Origin of the sequence: Chitinophaga rhizosphaerae (genome assembly GCF_003958645.1) — a bacterium.
In the GTDB taxonomy this organism is placed as follows: Bacteria; Bacteroidota; Bacteroidia; order Chitinophagales; family Chitinophagaceae; genus Chitinophaga; species Chitinophaga rhizosphaerae.
On the sequence record NZ_RXLO01000007.1, the window covers coordinates 223,612 to 247,301 of the forward strand.

Sequence of the window (23,690 nt, forward strand, 5' to 3'; positions counted from 1 at the left end):
CCGCAGTATGGGCTTTGATGTAGAAGAGGGCCATCCGGTACAACCAGAATCAGTGAACAGCGCATGCCCGGGAGCGGGCTTTAATTCAGAAACAGATGAACAATTGACAACAGGCGGATATTGGCATCCCCTATACAACCAGAATCAGTGAACAAGGAGATCCCGAAGAATGAATTTTAACGCAGTAACAGACAGTCGTGTTGATCGTATCAGCGGTCGGCATCGTTGGGCGTTATCGCATTCCGGGGAACATGTAAAGGGCCTGCCGATAACTTCTTTGTTTTAGTAATCAATCAATCTATTATCAACAGTGAACAAGTACGCATCATCACACATGACGCAAACCGGGGACCAATTTCGGCCCCAATGAATGCTGCTATGCAATAATCAACAATCAAAATACAGACAGTGAACATATGGCGCATCAGCTGAAACAATCAGGATCAGTTTGAAAGGGAACGGCCCGGATGGGCTTCGATGTATTTATCAACCAAACATAGACAAATCGCTATTAAACTTTCAAATCTAAAACAACTGCAACATGAAAGATGCAAAACGGCGGATCTCAATGATCCTGTTATTTTGTTTTTGGGTGGGCATTGCGATGGCTCAGCAAAAACGAACAATCTCGGGGAAGGTTACCGATGTAAATGGAGAAGCTGTGCCTGGGGTCACGATTCTCGTTAAAGGTACCTCCACCGGTGGTGCTACCGATGCAAATGGGAGATACAGCATTACCACTGATAAACCCAATGCCATATTGGTTTTTAGCTCTATCGGCTTCAAAACCCAGGAGATTACGCTCGGCCAGAGCAACGAAGTGAATGTCGTAGTCGAAACGAGCGCAGTCGGGCTGGACGATGTGGTAGTAACCGCCCTCGGCATTAAAAGGGAAAGAAAAGCTGTCGGGTATGCGATCTCCACGATTAAAGGGGAAGACCTGACGAAAGCCGGGGCTACCCTCAACCCTTTCCTGGCCTTGTATGGCAAGGCGGCTGGCGTGGGTATCAACATTTCTTCGTCGGGCCCCACCGGCGGTGTAAACGTGCGCATCCGCGGCGCTGCCGGTCTGGAATCGAATACGAACACAAGACCGTTGTTTGTAGTAGACGGTGTGCCGCTGTACGATGAGAAAACTTCCATGGAAAGCAGGGGGTATGATCCGCTCAACTCCTTCGACTACGGATCCGGCGTAAACGACATCAACTCGGACGATATCGAATCGATCGAAATCCTGAAAGGTGCAAAGGCTACCGTGCTTTATGGCAGCCAGGCGCTCAACGGCGTGGTGCTGATCACTACCAAGAACGGGAAACAGACCAGAGGGCTCGGTATTCAGGTCTCCCATCAGATTACGGTAGACAAACCCTTTACCTTTATTGATTTTCAGAATGAATTCGGTTCGGGTGCTTCCTTACGTGATACGCAATACGTAGTGCGCAACGGAGTAAATACCAGGAAGCTCCCGCTGAGCCGCTTCAGCTTCGGGCCCCGGTTCGATAACAGCAATGTGATGCTGTACGATAGCACCATGGGCACCTATAAAGCGTATCCCAATAACTTTATCAACTTCTTTAATAACGCGCTGTCGAACCGCACCAACGTTTCCATTTCGGGCGGTGGTACTTTAGGGAGCGTGAGGGCGTCCTACACCCGCAATACCTATGAAGACGTAATTCCCGGGTTCACGCAAAAGAACAACACCTTCAGCTTTAACGGCAATTTCAAGGTGTCGGAGTTCGCAACGTTCGAATTCGTGAATAACCTGTACAGCGTGCAAACGAAAAACCGCCGCCCCAATATCCAACAATTTGTGGCAACGGGCCTGAACAGGGACTATGACTACAACTGGATGAAATCGTTCTACCACGACGAGGACGGGTTTAGAAGAGACCTGGAGCCTTGGGGGCTTAGCGGTTCCAGCCCCGGATTCTGGCCAAACGCCGTTGCCGGGATCATGTGGGAACAAAACGATAATAAAGACCGGGACAACAAGTTGCACCTGGTAAGCTCTATCAGATCCACATTGCAGTTTACAAAACATATATCCATGATTGCGCAGGCTTCATTGGATTATACCAACACGGATTTCATCACGGAAAATAAAATCACCCGCCTGGCGCCTGTAAGGGTTGGTGGCAAGTACAGCTGGACCAAACGGAATATGACGGTACAGAATTACCAGGCCCTGCTGAAATATGAAAAAGACTTCAGCAGCGATTTCAATTTCTTCGCTTTCGGTGGCGGCGCCTATCAGAAAGTGTCGGAGAACAATTTGTATTCTTCCACGGGCGACATGGGCCTGATATTCCCTGACTGGTTTTCGCTTGGTAACGCAGATACGCGGTTCTGGCCTACTTCCGGCGACAGGGGAAAAGTTACCGGCCTGAGAAGGGGATCGGATGCACTGTATAGCGCATTAGGCTCTGCAACGCTTTCCTGGAGAGAAACATTCTACCTGGAAGTGCAGGCGAGGAATGACTGGAACTCCACGCTGCAGGCGCCCAATTACTCTTACTTCTACCCGGGCGTATCGCTCACCTATAATTTCTCCAACGATTTCAAAGTTCCCCATCTGCAATACGGTAAGCTGCGCTTCGCATGGGCTGACGTAGGTGGTGGACCTACAACTGCTGTGGGCGACAGGTATTTTGCCAATGACGCATACAGCGTGGGCCAGCTTCCCTACGGTTATGGGCCTACCTCCGTTACGCCTCCTTCGGCCCTCTTCCTGGAGCCTTTGAAACCCTTCCGGAAGCGTGAGTTTGAAATGGGCTTCAATACAAGATGGTTTGATAGAAGCCGTGTTGAGATCGACTTCTCTTTTTACACCAACAATGTGTACGACCAGATCGTACAACAGCCGATTACACCGGCAACTGGCTACACTTCGGCAAAAATCAATACCGGTAACGTGAAGAACTGGGGCCTCGAGCTGTTGATCAAAGGAGCACCTTTGGCCACTTCGAAATACCGCTGGGATTTGACTTTTACGGCTGCTAACCAGTTCTCCAAAGTCAAGAAGCTGTATCCCGGCATTACCCAGAAATATATTGATGGCAACTCCGGGTTCCAGGTTTGGGCAAAAGAAGGAGAGCGCATAGGGGAAATCCGCGCATATGACTACAAACGCACGCCCGATGGCAACAAAATCGTTGGCGAAAATGGTTTGTATGCACTGAGCGACCAGGTTACCAATACCGGTAAAAACGTAAACCCCAAAGTATTTGGCGGTTTGTATAGCGACTTCTCCTTTAAAGGCTTCAATTTCCACGTAGGTATCGATTACAAATTCGGTGGCACCATCTTCTCCTACACCAACAACTACCTCATGGGTACTGGTGTGATCAAAGCCTCGCTTGCCGGCAGGGATGAAGCATCCGGTGGTTTGGCCTATTACGTAGATGATGCTACCGGCGCCAATGTAATATGGGAACACAATAAAACAGCTCCCGGTAACGCAAGGGACGGTATTGTTTACCACGACGGTATCGTGCTCGAAGGCATGAAAGAAGTGACTACCGGTGGTTCGACCACCTATGAAAAGAACGATCGCATCATCAGCGCTCCGTCTTACTACCAAACGTTTATCAATGACCTGGGCACTTCCTGGCCTCCGGACCGCTTGTTCAAAAACGATTACATCAAACTGCGCGAGCTTTCCCTCGAGTACGCACTGCCCAAGAGAGTTTCGAATATGATGAAATTGCAGAAACTTTCGTTGACTGCTTCGGCAAGAAACCTGGGTTATATATATAAGACCTTGCCCAACGTTGATCCGGAAGGCGCATTGGGCGCACAGGGATATATTGAGAATTCATTCTACCCCTCTATCAGGTCTTTCAGTTTTGGTGTAAATGTTAGTTTCTAAAAAGCTTCAAAAGGAAAATCATGAAAAAGTTATTAATAGGGATAATTGCGTTTTCAATCGCGCTTTCGTCTTGCAAGAAGTCGCTTGAAAAAGAATTTGCCAACCCGGAAAATTATGACAAGACGGGCAACCTGTTTGCCGGGATGTTTACCAAAACCCTCTATTCCTGGAAGCTGTATGTACAGGACTATGGCGAATGGTGGTGGGAACTGGCTGGCACCGGTTCAATGGGCGTTGCGGGATACTCTCAGGTATGTCAGCGCTATATTACCGACCGGTACTCCTGGTTCTCTACGTTTGACGACCTGACTGGTACCACGGCTTTCGGTTCTGAAAACCAGCTTTGGCAGAACAGGTTGGGCGCCTTTTACGGCAGCGTGAACGCCTGGGCCGTTATCAAAGACAATATCGCAGCGGTATCTGGCCCCGAGCTGGATGATAACAAGATCTACTACTCCCTCACAACCGTGATGAAGGATTATGCAGCACTGCTGGCGGTTGACTTTTACAATGGCATTCCCTATTCGGAGGCATTTAAGGGAAAGGACAGGCTGTTTTTTCCCAAGTACGACGACCCGAAGGAAATCTACAAAAGCGTGCTGGATGAGCTGAAGAAAATATCCAACGATCTTCCGGGGGAATACGACAAAATGTCTACTTCCGCTAAAGCAGTATTCAATACCCAGGATATTGCGTTCCGTGGCGATATAAACGCATGGGTGCAATATATCAATGCCATCAGGCTGAAATTTGCGGTAAGGATTTCTGGTGTGGAAGAAGCGTTTGCCAAAACGCATATCCAGGATGTGCTGTCCAAAAATAACTTACCCGCTGTCGACCAGGTATGGGCCATGCCTTATGCGCTGATGGCCAATGGCGGTGGTGAATGGATCCGTGGTATCGGCGAAGGCTGGCCCGCTACATTCATCCCCGACATTATCATGCGGAGAATGAACCGGAACAGTCCCAGTTACGAGGCTGGTATCGATGACCCGCGCCTGCCCGTTCTGGCAATGCCTACCAAGTTCAGCAATTTTACTTCCAATCCGGCCGTACTGGACTATCGTGGCGTAAATATGAACGCCGATGGCCAGAAAGCTGGCTATGTCGCCGGGGAAAGGTATTATGTCGGCGGCCCTTATGGTGACCTTAATGAGCACCTTAACCAGAACGCCCGCTCCATGTATAGCCTTGCAACATTTGCCCGTAACGAGAAATATCCGGTGTATATGATGTCGATGGCCGAAACGGATCTGCTGTTGGCGGAAGTGGCCCTCAAAAATCTCGGCGCAACCGGAAAAACGGCCGCTGCGCATATCAAAGACGCGATCAGCCACTCCACGGATTTCTGGTACAAACTCAACCAAAATAGCCCCTATGCTGTCGGCAACGCATTTATGCATCCTGCCAAACCTTCCGCAACTGATATTGGTACCTATTCCGATTCAATTGCCACCCGGTTCAACAGCAGAGGGAACGTAGAGGATAAGATGGAATTGATCATGCAGCAGAAATACATCCACCTCAACCTCATGTGCCCCTACGAATTATGGGCGGAACTGAGAAGGACGCGCCATCCCAAACTGGAGCCTATGACCTTCAACTCCAAAGTGATGAAGCCGCTTCCCGAACGTTTGAGATATCCTACCGGTGAACAGCAGACCAATCCTGACAACTATGCTACTGTAAAGAGCCAGGATAACTTCACCACACCGATATTCTGGGTGCCGACCGCATTAAGAGGCGTAAACCCATATTGGCCTAATTACAATTACGAATAAGGCTTGAATTATAACCATCACATACATGGGCCGGCATTTTAGCCGGCCCATGTTTTTTTAGTAAAGACCGTATTTATTGCAGATACCGTTCAAAAAAAGGGGCGACTATTTTATTAGTCGCCCCTTTATGTATTCATTCGGAAAGGATTATTGCAGCATGTCCTTGATCTCGCTCAGTTTCATCAGGGCCTGCACGGGCGTGAGGCGGTTGATGTCCATCTCGCTGAGTTTCTCACGGATAGCCTTGAACGTATCGCTGTGGGTGTCGAAAATGCTGAGCTGCAACTTCTGCACCGGCGCGGCGATCTGCTCCATGGGCGCCTCGATGTGCTGGCTTTCCAGCTGGGAGAGGATTTCATTGGCCCGCTTGATGAGCTGCGGCGGCATCCCGGCGATCCTGGCCACGTGGATACCGAAGCTCTGGCTGCTGCCGCCGGGCGCCAGTTTCCGGAGGAAGATGATCTTGTTGCCGACTTCTTTATTGGTGATGTGGAAATTTTTCACGCGGGAATGCGTGTTCTCCAGCTCGTTCAGTTCGTGATAGTGCGTGGCGAAAAGGGTTTTGGGGCGGTGCTCCGTCATATCGTGCAGGTACTCCACGATGCTCCAGGCGATGGAAATCCCGTCGTACGTGCTCGTTCCCCGGCCGATCTCGTCGAGGATGATGAGGCTGCGCGGGGAAATGTTGTTGATGATGCTCGCCGTTTCATTCATCTCCACCATGAAGGTCGACTCCCCGCCGCTGAGATTGTCGCTCGCGCCGACGCGGGTGAATATTTTGTCCGTCAGCCCGATCTCCGCCGCGCTGGCCGGCACAAAGCTGCCCATGTGCGCCATGAGCGTGATGAGCGCCGTTTGCCGCAACAATGCCGATTTACCCGACATGTTGGGCCCTGTGAGGATGATCACCTGCTGGTGCTCGTGATCCAGCAGCAGGTCGTTGTTGACATAACTTTCCCCCGGCGGCAATCCCTGTTCGATCACGGGGTGGCGGCCTTCGGTAATGTTCAGCTGGAAACTGTCGTTCACCACCGGCCGGCGGTATTTGAACTGCACGGCGTTATGCGCGAAACAGTGGAGGCAGTCGAGCCGCGCGAGCGCCTGTGCGTTGCGTTGCACGGGCACGATGAATTCCTGCAAAGCGAGGATCAGCGCATCGTACAGCTGAATTTCCAGCGCCATGATCTTGTCTTCCGCGCCCACGATTTTCTCTTCATATTCCTTCAGCTCCGGCGTAATATAACGCTCGGCGTTAGCGAGGGTTTGCTTGCGGATCCAGTTGTCGGGCACCTTGTTCTTGTGCGTATTGGTCACCTCGAGATAATACCCGAATACGTTGTTGAACGCCACTTTGAGGGAAGGGATCCCCGTTGCCTCGGATTCCTGCTGCTGGATGCGGAGCAGGTATTCCTTGCCGCTGGAGGCGATGGCGCGAAGGTCGTCGAGCGTTGCGTCTACCCCTTCACGGATCACGCCACCTTTGTTCGCCAGCACGGGCGGGTTATCGGAAATCTGTTGCAAAATCCTGTCCAGGATGGGCCTGCAGGGATCGAGCTGTTCCTGTAACTGCCGCAGCATGGGGTCCTGCACGTCGCCGAGGAGGGCGGAAACGTCTTCCACTTCCTTGAGCGCCCTGGCAAGCTGCATCACTTCGCGCGGGTTGATCTTGCGGAGCGGGATTTTGGACACCAGCCTTTCGAGGTCGCCCACGTTGCGGAGGTGCTGTTGCAGTTTATGGGTAAGGTCGGTTTCGCGGATGAGGGTTTCCACCGCATCGAGCCTTTCGTTGATCTTCTGAATATCACGAAGGGGAAATACGATCCAGCGTTTGAGCAGGCGCGCGCCCATGGGCGTGAGCGTATGGTCGAGCGTGCCGATAAGCGATTTCCCGTGTTCCACGGTGCTTTGCAGCAGCTCGAGGTTGCGGATGGTAAAGCGGTCCATCCACAGGAAATCGTCCTGGTCGATGCGCTGCAAACTGGTGATATGCTGGAGGTTGGGATGCTCGGTGTCTTTGAGATAGTGCATGGTGGCGCCTGCGGCGATGATCGCTTCGCCCAGTTCCTCCACACCGAACCCTTTCAGGTTGTGCGTCTCGAAATGCCTGAGCAAAATCTCGCGGGCGTAAGTACCCGTGAAAATCCACTCGTCGAGGTTATAGGTGTAAAACCGCGACCCGAACGTTTGCCGGAAATGCTTCTGCTGCTGCCGCGCGAAAATGACTTCGGCGGGGCGGAACGATTGCAATAATTTGTCGATATATTCGAGACTGCCCTGTGCGATGTAGAACTCCCCGGTGGAAATATCGAGGAAAGCCACGCCGGTCACGTCTCCCCCGAAATGAACGGCGGCGAGGAAGTTATTCTGGCTGTTTTCGAGGATTTTGTCGTTAACGGCCACACCGGGCGTCACCATTTCGGTAACCCCGCGCTTCACGATGCCTTTCACGGTTTTCGGGTCTTCCAGCTGGTCGCACACCGCCACGCGATGCCCGGCTTTTACGAGTTTGTGGAGGTAGGAGTCCAGCGAATGGTGCGGGAAACCGGCCAGGTCCACAAACGAAGCGGAGCCGTTGGCTCTTTTGGTGAGCACGATGCCGAGTACTTTCGACGCGATAACGGCGTCCTGGTTGAACGTTTCATAAAAATCTCCCACCCTGAAAAGCAGCACGGCATCCGGATACCGGGCTTTGATGGCGTTGTGTTGCTGCATCAGGGGCGTTTCTTCCGATTTGCTTTTAGCCATGCGGCAAATATAGGGCGCCGGAGGCGAAGGGCGATGGACGGTGGAAAAAATGAGGGCAATATGCCCCCTTGAAGTATCTTTGCGGCATGCGGAAGTTACAAATGGACGAGCTTGGCCGGAAATCGGTCGCGGAATTCAAGGCGGCAGACAAGACGCCGCTGGTAGTGGTATTGGATAACGTACGAAGCATGCACAATGTGGGTTCCGTGTTCCGGACGGCCGATGCGTTCCTCCTCCAGGGCATCGCCCTGTGCGGATACACGCCCGTTCCTCCGCACCGCGACATTCAGAAAACCGCCCTGGGCGCCACCGATACGGTCGAATGGCAGTATTTTGCCACCACCGTGGAAGCTGTGGAGGCCCTCAAGGCCGAGGGTTTCGCCATCATCGCCATCGAGCAGGCCGCCAGCAGCGTGATGCTCGACGCTTTTCGACCCGGAGATAAACCGCTGGCGCTGGTTTTCGGTAACGAAGTAAGCGGGGTAGACCCATCTGTGATGCAACTGGCCGACGGCTGTATCGAAATCCCGCAGCTCGGGATGAAACATTCCCTCAATATCTCCGTCAGCACGGGCATCGTCATCTGGGACCTTTTTTGTAAACTGACCAAAGCACAATAGACCATGGCATCTCACACGATCCGGAATTACCTGTCGCTCGTTAAATTCAGCCACACCATTTTCGCCATGCCTTTCGCGCTGACCGGCTTTTTCCTGGCGGTCACCTGGGCCGGCGAGCCCTTCAGCTTGAAGCTTTTCGGGCTGGTGGTCCTTTGTATGGTGTTTGCGAGAAGCGCCGCCATGGCGTTCAACCGCTGGCTCGACGCGGAAATAGACCGCCGCAATCCCCGGACCGCCAGGCGCGAGATCCCCGCGGGCATCATCAGCCCCGGCAACGCGCTGTATTTCGTGATCGGCAACGTGGTCCTGTTCATGGTCACCACCTGGTTCATCAACCTGCTCTGCTTTTTCCTTTCGCCCGTGGCTATCATCGTGGTGCTGGGATACAGTTATACCAAACGCTTCACGCCGCTTTGCCACCTGGTGCTCGGTGTGGGACTGTCGCTCGCGCCCATCGGGGCCTTCCTCGCGGTTACGGGTTATTTCAGCCTGCTGCCGGTGCTCCTGAGCGGGATGGTGCTGTGCTGGGTGAGCGGGTTCGACATTATATATAGTCTGCAAGACGAAGATTTCGACCGTTCGCAGCAATTGCACAGCATTCCCGCATGGCTGGGCAAGCCCGGTGCGCTCCGTTTTTCGGAAGTTTTGCACGTCGTCACGGCGGCGCTGGCAATTGCTATCGGGCTCATGGGCGGGTTTCACTGGGTATACTGGATCGGGGCGGCCGTATTCATCGTTATGCTCATCATGCAACACAGGCTGGTGAAACCCGATGATCTGAGCCGTGTGAACATCGCTTTCATGACTTCCAACGGGATTGCGAGCGTCGTGTACGCCGTGTTCGCCATCGCCGATATGTTTATTTTCAAAAACTGACGAATGCCGAGAATAATGGCCATCGATTATGGCAAGAAACGTACGGGACTGGCGGTGACCGACCCTTTGAAGATGATCGCCACCGGCTTGGGGATGGTGCCTTCGCATGAGCTGATACCTTATTTAAAGAAGTATTTCGCTGCGGAAGCGGTGGAACTGATCATTATCGGTATGCCCCGCAACCTGGACGGTTCCGCGACGGACGCGACGGCCCTGGTGCAGGAGTGCATCCGCATCCTCAAAAAGCATTTCCCGGAAATGCCCCTCAAACAGATGGATGAGCGTTTCACGTCCAAAATGGCTTTCCAGAGTATGCTAGACAGCGGGTTGAAGAAGAAAGACCGCCAGCAGAAAGGGCTGGTAGACGAGATCAGCGCCACGATCCTGCTGCAGGAATACCTTCAGTTCAACGGTTGACCGGAATTTTCGTAAATTTGCATTTTCCAACAGATTAGCATTAACAATGATATTACCAATCGTAGCCTATGGAGCCGCCGTGCTCCGGGAAGTTTGTCCGGACATCACGCCCGATTACCCGAACCTGCCGCAATTGATCGATAATATGTGGGAAACCATGTACGCCTCCAACGGGGTGGGCCTGGCCGCACCGCAGATCAACAAGCCGATCCGCCTGTTCGTGATCGACAGCAAGCAGATCATCGATAACCTGGAGGAAGACGAGCAGAACGATTTCCCGGGGGATAAGGGTGTGAAGCAGGTATTCATCAACGCGCACATCGTTGATACCGATGGCGACGATTGGGCGTATAACGAAGGATGCCTCAGCATCCCGAAAGTGCGGGAAGACGTTTACCGTCCCGAAAAAGTGACGCTGCGGTATGTTGATGAAAACTTCCGGCCGCACGAGCAAACCTTCCACGGTGTAACGGCCCGGGTGATTTTCCATGAATACGACCACATCGAAGGCAAACTGTTCATCGATTACCTGAAACCGCTGAAGAAGCGCCTCATCAAGAGCCGCCTCGATGATATTTCGAAAGGAAAGATCCGCGTAGACTATAAAATGATCTTCCCCAAATAATCCCTCCAGGAAAAGGCATTAAAAAATATATTTATGCCTGATTAATTGATATTGTAATAATTTTTATTATTTTAGGGCCACTATTTCCGAATCCAACACTTGGGAACCTCTAATACATATACCGAAATTGAACTGGTGCAAGGCCTCCGCGCGAGAGACCAGCAGATATTCGGGTACCTGTACGATCACTATTCGCCTGCGCTGTATGGAGTGGTGCTGAAAGTGCTCAATGATGAAAATGCTGCCAGTGATGTATTGCAGGAAGTATTCTTGAAAATCTGGCGGGGGATAGAAAAATATGACACAGAGAAGGGGCGTCTGTTTACCTGGATGCTCAATATAGCCCGCAATACCGCCATAGACACACTCCGTTCCAAAGCCCACAAGCTGGATCAAAAAATCCATGAACTCACGAATGACGTATATCTACAAACAAGTCAGCTTGCAGTTCATCCATCCGTGGATCACCTTGGCCTCACCAAGGTGCTGGAAAAGCTGAGCAAAGAACAGCGGACGATTATTGATCTTGCCTACTACAAGGGTTGCACCCAGGAAGAAATCGCCAGGTTGCTGGATATTCCATTGGGAACGGTGAAGACACGGATGCGCAATGCCATTATCCAGTTGCGTAACATTTTAAAACAGTTGTAATTAGTAAATAGCAAAGTGGACGTTCAACGTTACATATCATCCGGTATCATTGAAAGCTACGTCGCCGGGCTGGCCACCGACCCTGAGGTTCGGGACCTGCACAGCGCCATGGCCCAGTCGCCGGAGCTGAAATCCGCCGTAGACGCGGTTCAGCTCGATATGGAACGGTATGTCGAAATGCAAAGCGTTCCGCCACCGCCCACTGAAAAAGATAAATTGTTCCTCCTCATTAATAATGACCAATCTGCCGAAATGGTAGACGTCATGGCCGCAGGCCCTGTGCCCGCGTACGCCTATGAGGCCGAAGTTCCCCGTGAGCGCAAGCCCCTGCAACTCGTGCATCCCGCATGGAGGGTAGTGGCCGCCGCCGCCATCGCCGGGCTCATCGGTTGCGGATATTACATCTTCCAGCAATCCGGCCGGCAGAACGAATGGAAAGCGAAGTACGAAGCGATCCTCCAGGAAAAGGAGACCATGATCGCCGAAAACAAAATCTTCCAAACCCGGATGGAGGAAAGCCAGACCATGCTCACCACCATCCGCAGCATGAAAGCGGTCAACATGTACACGGTTACGCCCACCAGGCCCGGCCTGCTCGCCACCGTTTACTGGAACCAGAAAACTCAGGAAGTTCTCCTCACCATTCATAACCTCCCCGAGCCCGCCCCCGGTCAGCAGTACCAACTGTGGAGCATCGTCAACGGTAAACCCGTAGACGCCGGCGTATTCGAAATGGGCAGCGCCGCCACCGGCTTCCAGAAAATGAAAGCCGTTCCCGGCGCCCAGATGTTCGCCGTTACCCTCGAAAAGAAAGGCGGATCGCCCACACCCACCCTCACCGCCATGTACCTCGCAGGCAAAGTGGCGGGCTGATAACCCCGCAGGCCCGATTCTTGCAGGTGCCTTACCGGAAATTCTTACATTTGCGCAATGCGAAAAATCCTCCTGACGCTATTCGTCATCCCTGTCATATCCGCTTCCGCACAGGATACCGCCCGATATAAAGGCATGACCGTCAATCTCGACGAACACGTCGTGAAAGCCAAACGTATCGGCTTCGACGTAAACGGTTTCATTCGCCGCGTAGAGGAAGACACAACGTTTTACCGCGCTTTCAAGAACCTCCGCATCGTGGGGTTTACGGCCGACAACGATATCCGCATCACCGATAAAAAAGGCGGCAAGACCATCGCCTCGCTCGTTTCCCGCACGCAGCAGCACATGCAGAACGGCTGCCGCAGCATGCAGGTGATCAGTGAAAAAACGACCGGCAATTTCTACGGCCGCAAAGGCGGCTACAATTATTACACCGCAGAACTGTACGCCAACCTCTTCTTTACGAAAGGAACGGTTTGCGGCGATGAAAGCGGCCCGGCGAAAGGGAGCCTCGCCCGTCACCGCTCCCAACTCAAACAACTCATCTTCAACCCCGGCAAACCCATCACCGGCGTACCGGTGGTCGGCAGCAAAGTAGCCGTGTTCGACCGCAACCTTATGCGCTATTACGATTTCAGCGTAACGTCGGGCAACTTCGCCGGAACGGAGTGTTATGTTTTCGGCGCAGTGATGAAGAAAAACCTCAATTCCATCGACCGCGCCGAAATCGTGTACGACGAGCTCATCACCTGGTTCAGCAAGGAAACCATGGAAATCGTGGGGCGCCGGTATTCCCTCTCGTACAAAACCCTCATCTTCGATTTCAACGTGAAAATGAACGTGCAGATGACCAAGCTCGGCGATCTGCTCCTGCCCGCTGTCATCACGTACGACGGTACCTGGAACGTTCCCTTCAAAAAACGGGAGACCGCCGTGTTCACGGCGCGGTTCTCGGAATTCAGGAACTGACGAAATCCATATATGAAAAATCCCCTCCAGGCCAGGCCGGGAGGGGATTTTCGTTTATCGGGAATGTTATCGGACCAAAGTGATCGTGCCGGTTTTCCGGTAGAATTTCGCGGCGGCGAGGTCTACATATTCCACCATCCAGACATAGGTGCCGGCAGACGCGTTTTTGCCGTTCTGCATCCCGTTCCAACCCACGGTAGGGTCTGATGTGAAGAAAATGAAATTGCCGACGCGGTTGTAAATGCTCAATCGATATTGACCGATGTTGCACCGGAACCGCGGCCGGAAGAAATCGTTGTAACCATCGCCGTTAGGGGAGAAACCGGTGGGGAAATACAGCTGGCAATCGCAGGGCGCGAAGTTCACGCGGATGGAATCCACCGACCGGTTGCACGCATTTTCCGCCACCACGGCATACCATCCGCGTTGGGTAACGGGGAATGTATTGATGGTGGAGCTATCCTGCCACTTGTAATTCATGCCGGCGTTCATGGGCCTGAGCAGCAGGGTTTCGCCGGCGCACATCACGGTATCTTCGCCCAGGTATACCCGCACCGAATCCTGGAAGGTAACGCGGATGGTATCCATTTCCACGCACCGCCCGATCTGTACGCGAACGCTGTAATAACCTGTGGAGTCTACGTGGTACGTGGCCTGGTCGGAGCCATCCTGCCACAGGTAATTGCCCGTTCCGTGATCTGCCGTTAACACGAGGAAGTTGCCGCGGCACAGCGTGGTATCGTTGCCCAGGCTGAAATCGCGGAGGCGGCTATATCGCACTTCGATGGTATCTACAACAGCGCAGACGTTGTTGATGTTGACGAACACGGCGTAGGTGCCGTTGTTGCGGACGGTAACGCGCGGACTGGTGGAGCCGTTGTTCCATGCCCAGGCGGTGGCGCCGGGGCGCGCGGCGTCGAGTGTTACGGATTCCCCGGCGCAGAGGAGCGTGTCGTTTCCGAGACTGAAAGGGAACGCGGGGCCGGCGAATGTGATGTTCACTTCGTTGGTATAATCGCCGCAACCGTCGATGGTGGCCGTTACGCGATAGTTGCCGCCCGTTCCGGAAGCTACGATGGTGGGCGTCGTTTCACCCGTATTCCAGACGTAGGTGGCGTTTTGCGCCGTGGCGTCGAGCGTGAAAAGCTCGCCGGTGCAAAGGATGCGGTCGGGGCCGAGGTCGAACGTGGGAATGGGGGATATGAAGAGATTGACGGAGTCGATTTCGCGGCAACCGTTAATGGCCACATGATAGGTGGCGATTTCGGTGGCGGTGAAAGTATGGGTGCCCACTACGGTATCTTCGAGGTAATACCAGGTATAGGTAGCGCCGGGGATGGAAGGGGCGGTGAGGGTGATGTTGGTGTTTTCGCAGATGGTGACGTTCTGCGGCCCCAGGTCGATGTTTTGAGGCGCAACGATGTTGATCTGCTGCACCGTTACGTCTTCCACGCCATTGCGGTAGGTTTTGAGGGTGACGGAGTAGGTGCCAGGCGTGGTGTAGCGGTATTTTGCACCGGTGATGCGGTTGCTGGAATCTTCCCGGTTCACGGGCGGGCTCACGAAGTACCATTTCACGGAATCGATGCCGGCGGTATCGTCGGTAATGATGAAAGTGACGCTATCGTTGAGGCAGGTGGTGTTCCAGGTGAAGTTAGTGAGGCGTGGCCGCGCGGCGGCGGAAAAAGATACGGCCACAAATATGATGATCAGGGCGAAAAGGCGTACCCTGCACCGGTTGAACATAGGAACCATGACACCGCTAAATTAGCGGAATTTCTGATATGTAGATTGTTTTTAATAAAATATTTGGCCCCCGGGCTATGAGGCGCGGGGACTGGTGGTATGACGGATTATGCATGCTGGAGGAACGGGATCTTCGGGGTCGCGTAGTTCAACGCAGCCGTAGTGCCACAGGTAACATCGAGCGTAACGCCGGTAATTTTGCTGGCATGGTCGGAAGCGAGGAACACCGCAGCCTGGGCGATATCTTCCATCAGGGGCATTTTCTTCAACATGGTGTCTGCCTCCAATTTATCGAGAAATCCCGCCACTTCGGCTCCTCCCTGCTCCAGCGCCTCGCGGAACACGCGGGTATCCGGCGAGCCGCCAGACCGGATGTTTACCACCCGCACACCATAAGGCCCCAGTTCAGAGGCGAGGTTGCGGGTCAGGCTTTCCACCGCGCAACACGCCGGCCCGAAGCCCCCCACATGCGGATACCCGATCCCTCCCGGTGTAGCCGTCAACGTTAATATCACGCCCGATCGCTGCCGCATCATCGCGCGCGCCGCCGCCGTACAGGTTAGGAATTCCGTTTCCATCGCGCGGAGCACCGGCCGCAGGAAGTCTTCCGGGTCCATCTCCGCCAGCGGCTGATCCTGCCGGTCTTCCCACCCAACGGCATTAAAGGAAATATCTACCCGCCCCGTTTCTTCGAGGTGCCGGGCAACGGCGCCGGCGTCCAGCGCGTCTACCACAGCGGTACTGCAACGGCTGCCCGATTTCCGGATAACGTCGGCCGTCCGTTCCACCGAATCCAAATTTCGGCCCGTGAGATGAACGAACGCGCCTTCTTTCGCAAAAGCAGCGGCAACGGCACCTCCGAGCGATCCGCCCGCACCGTACACCACCGCGGTTTTTCCTGCTAACAGCATAGTGAAAGTTTTACCGAACTTACCGAAATCAACCGGCAACGAACATGTGCGTATAAGCCAATTTGAGGGGCAATTTGAGACACCAGCGAATCTGCTGCGATCTTTTAACTGATCGCCAATCATAAAAAAAGGCCGTCTCGCAATAGGTAGACGGCCTTTTTCAATATAATTCGGGATCAATCGTCCCCATTCCTCCGGTACCTTCTCCATTTCTCCAGCACGCCCGTGAAATCCGCCGGCAGCGGCGATTCGAACTGCATGTGCTTGCGCGTGCGCGGATGGATGAACCCCAGCGTTTGCGCGTGCAGCGCGTGGCGGGGCATGATCTCGAAACAATTATCAACGAACTGTTTGTATTTCGCGAAAATCGTTCCTTTCACGATACGGTCGCCACCATAAGTATCGTCGTTGAAAAGGGAGTGGCCGATATGCTGCATGTGCACCCTGATCTGGTGGGTACGGCCTGTTTCCAGTTTGCAGGCGATCATGGATACATAATTGAACCGCTCGAGCACTTCGTAATGGGTTATGGCTTCCTTGCCGTATTCGCCGTCGGGATAGGCGTCCATGATCTTGCGGAACCGCTGGTGGCGGCCCACGTGGGCTACCACGGTACCTGCGTCTTCCTCGAAATCGCCCCAGACGAGGGCGATGTAACGGCGCTCCACGGTGTGGTCGAAGAACTGCTTGGCGAGGTCGCTCATGGCTTTGTCGGACTTGGCGACTACCAGCAGCCCGCTCGTGTTTTTATCGATCCGGTGGACCAATCCGAACCGCGGGATTTCGGGCTCGGTGGCGGAACGGTCGTTCTCGTCGCCGAGGTACCAGGCCAGGGCGTTGACCAGGGTACCGGTGTAATTCCCGCATCCCGGGTGTACCACCATGCCGGCGGGTTTATTCACGACCATCACGTCGTCGTCTTCATACACGATATCGAGCGGGATGTTTTCGGGTTTTATCTCGGTGGATTCGGGATTTTTGGTGGAATAGACGATAAGCCGGTCCAGCGGGCGGACCTTGTAATTGGCCTTTACGGGTTTATCGTTGACGAGGACCATGCCTTTTTCGATGGACTGCTGCACCTTGTTGCGGGTGGCGCCTTCGATACGGGCCTGGATGAATTTGTCGATACGCAGGGGTTCCTGCCCTTTGTCTACGACCAGGTTCACACGTTCGTATATTTCTTCGCTTCCATCCCCGTTTTCCAGTTCATCTTCCAGTTCCGGCAGTTGATCGGTCATCGCTAAAATTTTTGCAAAGATACTTTAAGTTATCTTTGCAGGCGATGAAACAGCAGATAATCGTGAATGACCTGGGGCGGGTCCCTTACCGAGACGCGTGGGACCTGCAGGAAAAGCTTCTGAAAGAGAATACCGACGCCAAGGCGGCCGCCCGGGCGGAGGGGGAGGGCGCGGTGCCGCAAACCCGGCATCACCTGCTGTTTTGCGAACATCCGCCGGTGTATACGCTCGGCAAGAGCGGTCATCCGGAAAACCTCCTGGTGAGCGACGAGGAGCTGGCGGCCAAAGGTATCCAGTATGTGCAGACCAACCGTGGGGGAGACATTACGTTTCACGGGGCAGACCAGATCGTGGGGTACCCCATCATCGACCTGGAGCGGTTTTACGCCGATATCGGCCGGTATCTCCGGAACCTGGAGGAGGTGATCATCCGTACCATTGGCGATTACGGGCTGATCGGGGAGCGCTCTTCGGGGGAAACCGGCGTTTGGCTGGAGCCCGGCGTGCCGGGGCGCGCCCGCAAGATCTGCGCCATGGGCGTACGTTGCAGCCGGTGGGTCACCATGCATGGCTTCGCCCTCAACGTCAACACCGATCTTTCCTACTTCAATAATATCATTCCCTGCGGGATTCAGGACAAATCCGTCACATCCATGCAAAAAGAAACCGGGCGCACACTGCCGATGGAGGAAGTGCGGGCCCGGATCGTGCATCATTTCGCCGATATCTTCGGCGCCGAAATGGTGGAAGGCGCCTTATTTACGGCTGAAACCGGTCATTAACGGTAGCTTAGCGGAATGTAGAGGTTCCATTTTTCCAGCAGTTTGCCGTTTTCGAATACTTCAAAATCAAACCAGCCGGCGTGCATGAAAATCGCCTTTTCCAGGATGAGGAAAGGCTCGGCCACATGTTCCACTTCAAACAGGAACTGCCCCGTTGCTTCGTAAAATTTCACCGTATACTTTTTCTGCAAAGCCATCGGCAGCTTGATATTTACGTTTCCATCTGCGGTGGTGTATATGTAATTGGATGGCTTCCAGGGAATTACCTGTTTTTCTCCTTCTGCATTCGTAGTGGTCATCGTTGGGATGTCTGACGCGCCGAGCTTGGTGTCCGCCGCAATGGTGGAATCCGTCGTGGCCAGCACCACCTTGGAATGGAGGTAGGTGTTGTTCTTGAAAAGAATGAAAAGGCGGTAATAGTTTTTCCCGGGAAGGGGTTTGTTGTCGAGGTACGCATTGCGCTGGGTGGAGGGATTGGTGGCGTAGCCAATGGTGGTGAAGTTCAGCACACTGTCCAACGACCGCTGCACGCCGATCTGTACGGCATTCGGGAAACCGGAAATCCAGTCCAGCTGGATCTTTCCCGTTTTGATAAGGGCCGAAAACTCAGGCAATACGGGCGGTATGGCTTGCTGCGCCCTGGCGGCGGAAAAGGCTCCCGTAACGAACATCAACACCATCAGGCATCTAACCATCTGCTTCATACAGTACATCTGTCTAGTCTCTTAAGTTGGCAAATTTAGGATCTGAAGGTCAAATATACGCTGCCGGTCTGTAAAAGTTTACCGGTCCGCATAAAGCATCCATAACCTTGCCATGATTCCTTATGCAGCCGTTAAAAATGCAAACTTCCTTGTGGAAGGGAAGCGTTCCCCTGTAATCCGCCAGTGTGGATGAGGAGAACATGGCTGCCGGGCGGGAAACGGCCTTCGGCGGACATTTCACGGAAGGCGAGCACCAGTTTTCCGGTGTAGACACGGTCTGTAGGGATGCCGGTCTGGTCGAAAAAATCGTTCATTCCGGTGATGAGCGCGTGGGAAATTTTAGCGAAGCCGCCTTCGTGGAAATCGTGCAAAATCCCCCAGTTCCCACGATCCTCCGTCAATAGCGCCCGAACCTCCGATTCCACGGAATAAGCCCCCTTCAGCGCCGATATCCCCCAAATCTCCGCCCCGATCCCTCTTTTCGCGGCGCCATTGATCAGTCCGGCGAGCGTGGTGCCGGTGCCCGTCGCGCAAAGGATGTGCGTGAACGGCCGGAAATCCCCCAAATCCAGGATCTCCTCACAACCCGCCGCCCCTTCCGCATTGCCGCCCCCTTCCGGGATGATATAAGCTGTTTCCAGCAAGGTGCGCAGGGAGAAAGGTTTATCAGCGGGTCCGCCAGCCGCGCGGGAATCAGTGGCGAATTCCGCACCTGCGGCCGACAGATCCCCTTTTTTAATGGCGTCATATACCGCCCGGGGAACGTGCACGATCTCCATGCCCAGGGCCGCCGCTTCCGTGAGCGTGCGCGAAGGCGGAGCAGGCGCTTCGCCCCGTACGATGCCGGTGACGGGTTTGCCCATCAGTTTGCAGGCCGCGGCGGCCGCGTGCAGGTGGTTAGACCATGGCCCGCCGAAGGTGACCACCGGCAAAGGGCCCGCGGCTTCGAGGTTGCGCTTCAGCTTGAACCACTTGTTGCCCTGGACGAGCGGGTGGACGAGGTCCAAACGCAACATGGCTGCCTGGATATTGCCGGGCAGCCATGTTGTATGGAAATGTTGCAGTAAATCTTTAGTTGAAAAGCGCATTCCGCAAGTTAAGGCTTTGTTTGCCTTTCATGCCGATGTTGATCTTCAGCATGTCTCCGCCACCTGCGTCGAAGTACTGCACTTTGATGCGGTGATAACCTTTACGGAGGGGAATGATGCCGGTTTTGGTAACTGGCGCATGCTCGCCGTCGTTATCCACTACGAGGTCGCCGTCGATGAACACCAAAGAGCCGTCGTCAGATGTAGCCGCGATTTCATACAGGCCGTCTTCCTCCACTTTCACGAATCCTTCGAAAACAACCCCGAAAGCCGGGTGGCGCTGGAACGCGCGGATGGAGGCATCGGTCATCACGCCGGAAGTGTCCGCCGTTCCGCCCACTTTTGCTGCGGCGTTGAATTCTTTGTAGAACGCCTGGAATTTGAGGCCTTTGCCGGCGGGCTTTACGTTTACCGCGGATTTGTAGGATTTGCGGGTGTATGTATTGCTGTACACCGCGCTGCTGCGGCCGGTTTCAGGTACCGTAACGATGTATTTGAGCGTAATGGTCCCGTCTTTTTCCGGCGCGATGATGATGGGCTTGCTGGCAACGGGGCTTTGCGGCGTAGGTTCGGAACCGTCTGTCGTGTAGCGGATCACTGCACCGGCCATGGGCGGCTCCAGTTTCACCACTGCGCGTTGCGCCGCCGTGGTAATGCCCGATGCGCCTACACCTTCGCCGCCGCTGCTCGCGGGGTCTACGATCACGGCGTTTTCAGCGCCGATCGCCTCCGGAATGCGGTAGTTGACGCCGCGTTTGTCCATATCGTGCAGCACGCCGCGCATGCGCTTGCGGAAGCTGGTATAGTCCTTTTTCGCTTTTGGGCTCCAGGTGATCTCGGCCAGCGCAATGGCGCGGGGGAAGGTAAAGTAGTCGGAAACCGGTCCGGAAGGAATATATTCCGTCCACACGTTGCCCTGCACGCCGATGATGTGTTTCTGTTCTTCGGGCGTGAGGTCTTTGGGCAGCGGTTCGTAGCTATACACCTTTTCCAGCGGGAGATATCCGCCGATAGCGAGGGGCTCGCTGCCGGGGGCGCCCTGGTAGTAATCGAGATAGAGGTAGGTGTTGGGCGTCATGATGACGTCGTGCCGCTGGCGGGCGGCTTCCTTTCCACCGGCTTCGCCGCGCCAGCTCATCACCGTGGCATCGGGGGCGAGGCCTCCTTCGAGGATTTCGTCCCAGCCGATGATCTTGCGGCCTTTACTGCCGAGGAATTTTTCCATCCGGCGGATGAAATAGCTTTGCAGTTCGTGTTCGTCTTTAAGCCCGAGCGCTTTCATGCGGGCCTGGCATTTGGGGCATTGCTTCCAGCGGTCTTTCGGGCATTCGTCGCCGCCGATATGGATATACTGGCTGGGGAAGAGGGGCAGCACTTCGGTGAGCACGTCTTCGAGGAAAGTGAAGGTCTCGTCGTTGCCGGCGCAGAACACTTCTTTGTGAACGCCCCATTTGGTGGATACTTCATATGGTCCGCCGGTGCATCCGAGCTGGGGGTACGAAGCGAGGGCGGCGGTTGCGTGGCCCGGCATTTCGATTTCGGGGACCACGGTCACGAAGCGTGCTGCGGCGTAGGCCACGATGTCTTTCACTTCTTCCTGCGTATAGAATCCGCCATGCGGTTTACCGTCGAATTTATTTTCGCTCAGATGGCCTTTGGAAGTCTCCTTCCGCTGCGATCCCACGGTGGTGAGGCGCGGGTATTTCTTGATCTCGATGCGCCATCCCTGGTCTTCGGTAAGGTGCCAGTGGAAGCGGTTGAGCTTCAGGGAAGCGATGACGTCGATGTATTGCTTGATGTAGGGGACAGGCAGGTAATACCGTCCCACGTCGAGCATAACGCCGCGGTAGCCGAAGCGCGGTCGGTCTTTGATGGCGACCGCCGGCAGCACGAGCCCCGTTTTCGTCTTGTTGCGCGACACCTGCTGAAGGGTTTGCAGACCGTAGAACAGGCCTGCTTCATGCCCCTGTACCACTGCTTTGCGGTTGGTGATCGTGAGCTGGTAGCCTTCCTTGGGCAGCTGATCGTCGTCGGAGAAAATCACCTGTGCGTTTTGCATGGTCCCTTTCTGCAATTTCAGTCCGAAGTTGGCGTCGAGATAGGCGGCATAGAGTTTCGCCATCCGTTCGGCGGTTTCGCTGTTGGCGAAATACCGGGCGGATGAGCCCTGCAGGGTCAGCGTGCCTGTTCTTTCCTCCACGGAGGCGGGAGCGGGCACCACGTTCACCTGGGGTATTACCGTCTTCTGCGCCTGAGAGGCGAGCGTCAGGCACAGGGCTAAAGCGGATAGGAGCGTTTTTTTCATCTGTGCGTTTTTATGAAAGGTGGAATTGTTGGCTGCGGGTTATCCCTGCAATCCTCCCTTGCCGCGATACAGTTTCACGGGCTTGTCCAGCTTCAGTTCGATCACGGTCATGTATTCGTCCTGCACGTTTTCCGGAACGGTGATGTAGACGAGCCCGGGCACGGGGCTCCAGCTGATCTTGCCAACGATCTTGTGCTGCAGCTTCGTTCCGTTGCCTACAACGGTGATGTCCTTGATCTGGTTATCGAGCCCTTTGATCATGATCTGACCGGAAACTTTGCCGGGGAGGAAGAGGTAAAGTGATGTGGAATCCTTACTTAAAGTAGTAGGTCCGTAGAAGTGGCCCTGCGGGATGCCGCCGAGCGTTCCGAAGATGGCGGTTGCGTGTTTTTTGTTCCATTTTCCCAGTTCGCGCAGTACGTTCACCTGTTCGGGAGGAATGGTGCCGTCCGCTTTGGGACCGATGTCCAGCAACATATTGCCGCCGTTGCTGATGGCGTCGGCGAAGATGGTGATCACTTCGTAGGGTGTTTTCCAGTTGGTGTCTTGCGGCTGCCATCCCCAGTTGTTGTTGATGGTCATGCAAAGTTCCCACCAATGGAAGCTGGGGCGCTGCACGGGGAAGTTCTGTTCCGGCGTGTCGTAATCGCCGTAGCCCATGAGGCGGCCGTTGATGATGGTTTTGGGATTGTGGCCGGTGAGCATCTTGCGCACTTTCACGGCTTCCCATTCTTCGGCGCTGCGTTCCCAATCGCCGTCGAACCACCAGAGGTCGGGGTTGAACTGGTTCATGACTTCAGACAGCTGGCCCTGGTAAAATTTCCTGAAGCGTTCCCAGCGTTTGGGATCGTCTTTGATCGCATATCGGCTGCTGTCTTTGAGGAACCCGGGATAATCGTTGCTGGTCCAGTCGAGCAGCGAGAAATACGCCCCTGCCTTGATGCCGCGCTGGCGGATGGCCTGGAAGAAGGGCGTGAGCACGTCGCGTTTGGCGGGCGTGCCTTTGGCGGTGCTGAGTTTATTGAACTTCGTGTCCCACAGGGCCACGCCGTCGTGGTGCTTGGTGGTGATCACGGCGTATCTGGCGCCGGATTCGGCGATGAGGTCCGCCCAGGCCTGGGGATCATATTTATCGGCTGTGAAACCTTTCATTTGCGCCATATAATCGGCGTGGGAGATTTTTTTGTTGTGAAAGCTCCAGCTCTCGTCGATCCCTTTCACGGAGTAAATACCCCAGTGGATGAAGATGCCGAGTTTGGCATCGGCGAACCATTGCATTTTCTCACTGATCTCTTCGGGCCGCGTTTGTTGCTGCGCATGGGCGCAAGGCGCAAAATGCATCGCCGCGGCGAAAGCCACTACTAGTTTTTTCATTTGAAGCTGTTTGTTAACCAAGAATTCATGTTCACTGTTTTCCCCCCGCTGCTTATCATCCGGGCAGTTGGTATCAACCGATTGTTGGTGGCCCCATGGGGGGTAGAT

18 protein-coding genes are annotated in these 23,690 nt (G+C 54.3%); 10 read left to right on the forward strand and 8 right to left on the reverse strand.

Going from position 1 to position 23,690, the window contains the following annotated elements; genetic code table 11:
* Positions 1-604 precede the first annotated feature (604 nt).
* Positions 605-3,871, forward strand: coding sequence for a SusC/RagA family TonB-linked outer membrane protein (locus EJ361_RS17640; protein ID WP_394344732.1), 3,267 nt, complete (start codon positions 605-607; stop codon positions 3,869-3,871).
* A 20-nt stretch (positions 3,872-3,891) separates the two neighbouring features.
* Positions 3,892-5,652, forward strand: a complete 1,761-nt coding sequence (locus EJ361_RS17645) for a SusD/RagB family nutrient-binding outer membrane lipoprotein (protein ID WP_126246958.1) — start codon at positions 3,892-3,894, stop codon at positions 5,650-5,652.
* A gap of 147 nt (positions 5,653-5,799) precedes the next feature.
* On the opposite strand, the gene mutS is transcribed toward EJ361_RS17645, so the two are convergent.
* On the reverse strand, positions 5,800-8,397 hold the full coding sequence (gene mutS, locus EJ361_RS17650; protein ID WP_126246959.1) for a DNA mismatch repair protein MutS: 2,598 nt from the start codon (positions 8,395-8,397) through the stop codon (positions 5,800-5,802).
* Positions 8,398-8,483: 86 nt separating this feature from the next.
* Between mutS and EJ361_RS17655 the strand changes: the two genes are divergently transcribed.
* The 7 genes from EJ361_RS17655 (at position 8,484) to EJ361_RS17685 (ending at position 13,431) form a co-directional block, all read left to right on the forward strand.
* Positions 8,484-9,017 (forward strand): RNA methyltransferase, encoded by a 534-nt coding sequence (locus tag EJ361_RS17655; RefSeq protein ID WP_126246960.1) that lies wholly within the window; start codon positions 8,484-8,486, stop codon positions 9,015-9,017.
* Positions 9,018-9,020: 3 nt separating this feature from the next.
* A complete protein-coding gene (locus tag EJ361_RS17660) occupies positions 9,021-9,893 on the forward strand; it encodes a UbiA-like polyprenyltransferase (protein WP_126246961.1) in 873 nt (290 codons plus the stop codon).
* 3 nt (positions 9,894-9,896) lie between these two features.
* The gene (gene ruvX / locus EJ361_RS17665) at positions 9,897-10,310 is read left to right on the forward strand and encodes a Holliday junction resolvase RuvX (RefSeq protein WP_126246962.1); all 414 of its coding nucleotides are present in this window, start codon (positions 9,897-9,899) and stop codon (positions 10,308-10,310) included.
* Between the two features lie 46 nt (positions 10,311-10,356).
* A complete protein-coding gene (def, locus tag EJ361_RS17670) occupies positions 10,357-10,935 on the forward strand; it encodes a peptide deformylase (protein WP_126246963.1) in 579 nt (192 codons plus the stop codon).
* A gap of 99 nt (positions 10,936-11,034) precedes the next feature.
* Positions 11,035-11,586: an RNA polymerase sigma factor gene (locus EJ361_RS17675; RefSeq protein ID WP_126246964.1), complete on the forward strand. Its 552-nt coding sequence runs from the start codon at positions 11,035-11,037 to the stop codon at positions 11,584-11,586.
* Between the two features lie 15 nt (positions 11,587-11,601).
* The gene (locus EJ361_RS17680; RefSeq protein ID WP_126246965.1) at positions 11,602-12,459 is read left to right on the forward strand and encodes an anti-sigma factor; all 858 of its coding nucleotides are present in this window, start codon (positions 11,602-11,604) and stop codon (positions 12,457-12,459) included.
* 57 nt (positions 12,460-12,516) lie between these two features.
* Positions 12,517-13,431, forward strand: a complete 915-nt coding sequence (locus tag EJ361_RS17685; protein WP_126246966.1) for a hypothetical protein — start codon at positions 12,517-12,519, stop codon at positions 13,429-13,431.
* A gap of 66 nt (positions 13,432-13,497) precedes the next feature.
* On the opposite strand, the gene EJ361_RS17690 is transcribed toward EJ361_RS17685, so the two are convergent.
* The 3 genes from EJ361_RS17690 to EJ361_RS17700 form a co-directional block, all read right to left on the reverse strand.
* Positions 13,498-15,186 carry a gliding motility-associated C-terminal domain-containing protein gene (locus tag EJ361_RS17690; RefSeq protein WP_126246967.1) on the reverse strand — a complete coding sequence of 563 codons (1,689 nt, stop codon included), beginning with the start codon at positions 15,184-15,186 and terminating at the stop codon, positions 13,498-13,500.
* A 98-nt stretch (positions 15,187-15,284) separates the two neighbouring features.
* Positions 15,285-16,088: an SDR family NAD(P)-dependent oxidoreductase gene (locus EJ361_RS17695; RefSeq protein ID WP_126246968.1), complete on the reverse strand. Its 804-nt coding sequence runs from the start codon at positions 16,086-16,088 to the stop codon at positions 15,285-15,287.
* Between the two features lie 176 nt (positions 16,089-16,264).
* Positions 16,265-17,329 (reverse strand): RluA family pseudouridine synthase, encoded by a 1,065-nt coding sequence (locus EJ361_RS17700; protein WP_126246969.1) that lies wholly within the window; start codon positions 17,327-17,329, stop codon positions 16,265-16,267.
* Between the two features lie 44 nt (positions 17,330-17,373).
* On the opposite strand from EJ361_RS17700, the gene lipB reads away from it, so the two are divergent.
* Positions 17,374-18,111, forward strand: coding sequence for a lipoyl(octanoyl) transferase LipB (gene lipB, locus EJ361_RS17705; protein WP_126246970.1), 738 nt, complete (start codon positions 17,374-17,376; stop codon positions 18,109-18,111).
* Here lipB and EJ361_RS17710 read toward each other — a convergent pair.
* The 4 genes from EJ361_RS17710 to EJ361_RS17725 all read right to left on the reverse strand — a co-directional run bounded on the left by EJ361_RS17710 (position 18,108) and on the right by EJ361_RS17725 (position 23,582).
* Positions 18,108-18,815, reverse strand: a complete 708-nt coding sequence (locus EJ361_RS17710; RefSeq protein WP_126246971.1) for a hypothetical protein — start codon at positions 18,813-18,815, stop codon at positions 18,108-18,110. The genes lipB and EJ361_RS17710 overlap by 4 nt on opposite strands.
* 131 nt (positions 18,816-18,946) lie before the next feature.
* A complete protein-coding gene (locus EJ361_RS17715) occupies positions 18,947-19,831 on the reverse strand; it encodes a 1-aminocyclopropane-1-carboxylate deaminase/D-cysteine desulfhydrase (RefSeq protein ID WP_164714305.1) in 885 nt (294 codons plus the stop codon).
* Positions 19,832-19,886: 55 nt separating this feature from the next.
* Positions 19,887-22,208 (reverse strand): family 20 glycosylhydrolase, encoded by a 2,322-nt coding sequence (locus tag EJ361_RS17720; protein ID WP_126246973.1) that lies wholly within the window; start codon positions 22,206-22,208, stop codon positions 19,887-19,889.
* Positions 22,209-22,247: 39 nt separating this feature from the next.
* Positions 22,248-23,582: an alpha-L-fucosidase gene (locus EJ361_RS17725; RefSeq protein WP_126246974.1), complete on the reverse strand. Its 1,335-nt coding sequence runs from the start codon at positions 23,580-23,582 to the stop codon at positions 22,248-22,250.
* Positions 23,583-23,690: the final 108 nt, after the last annotated feature.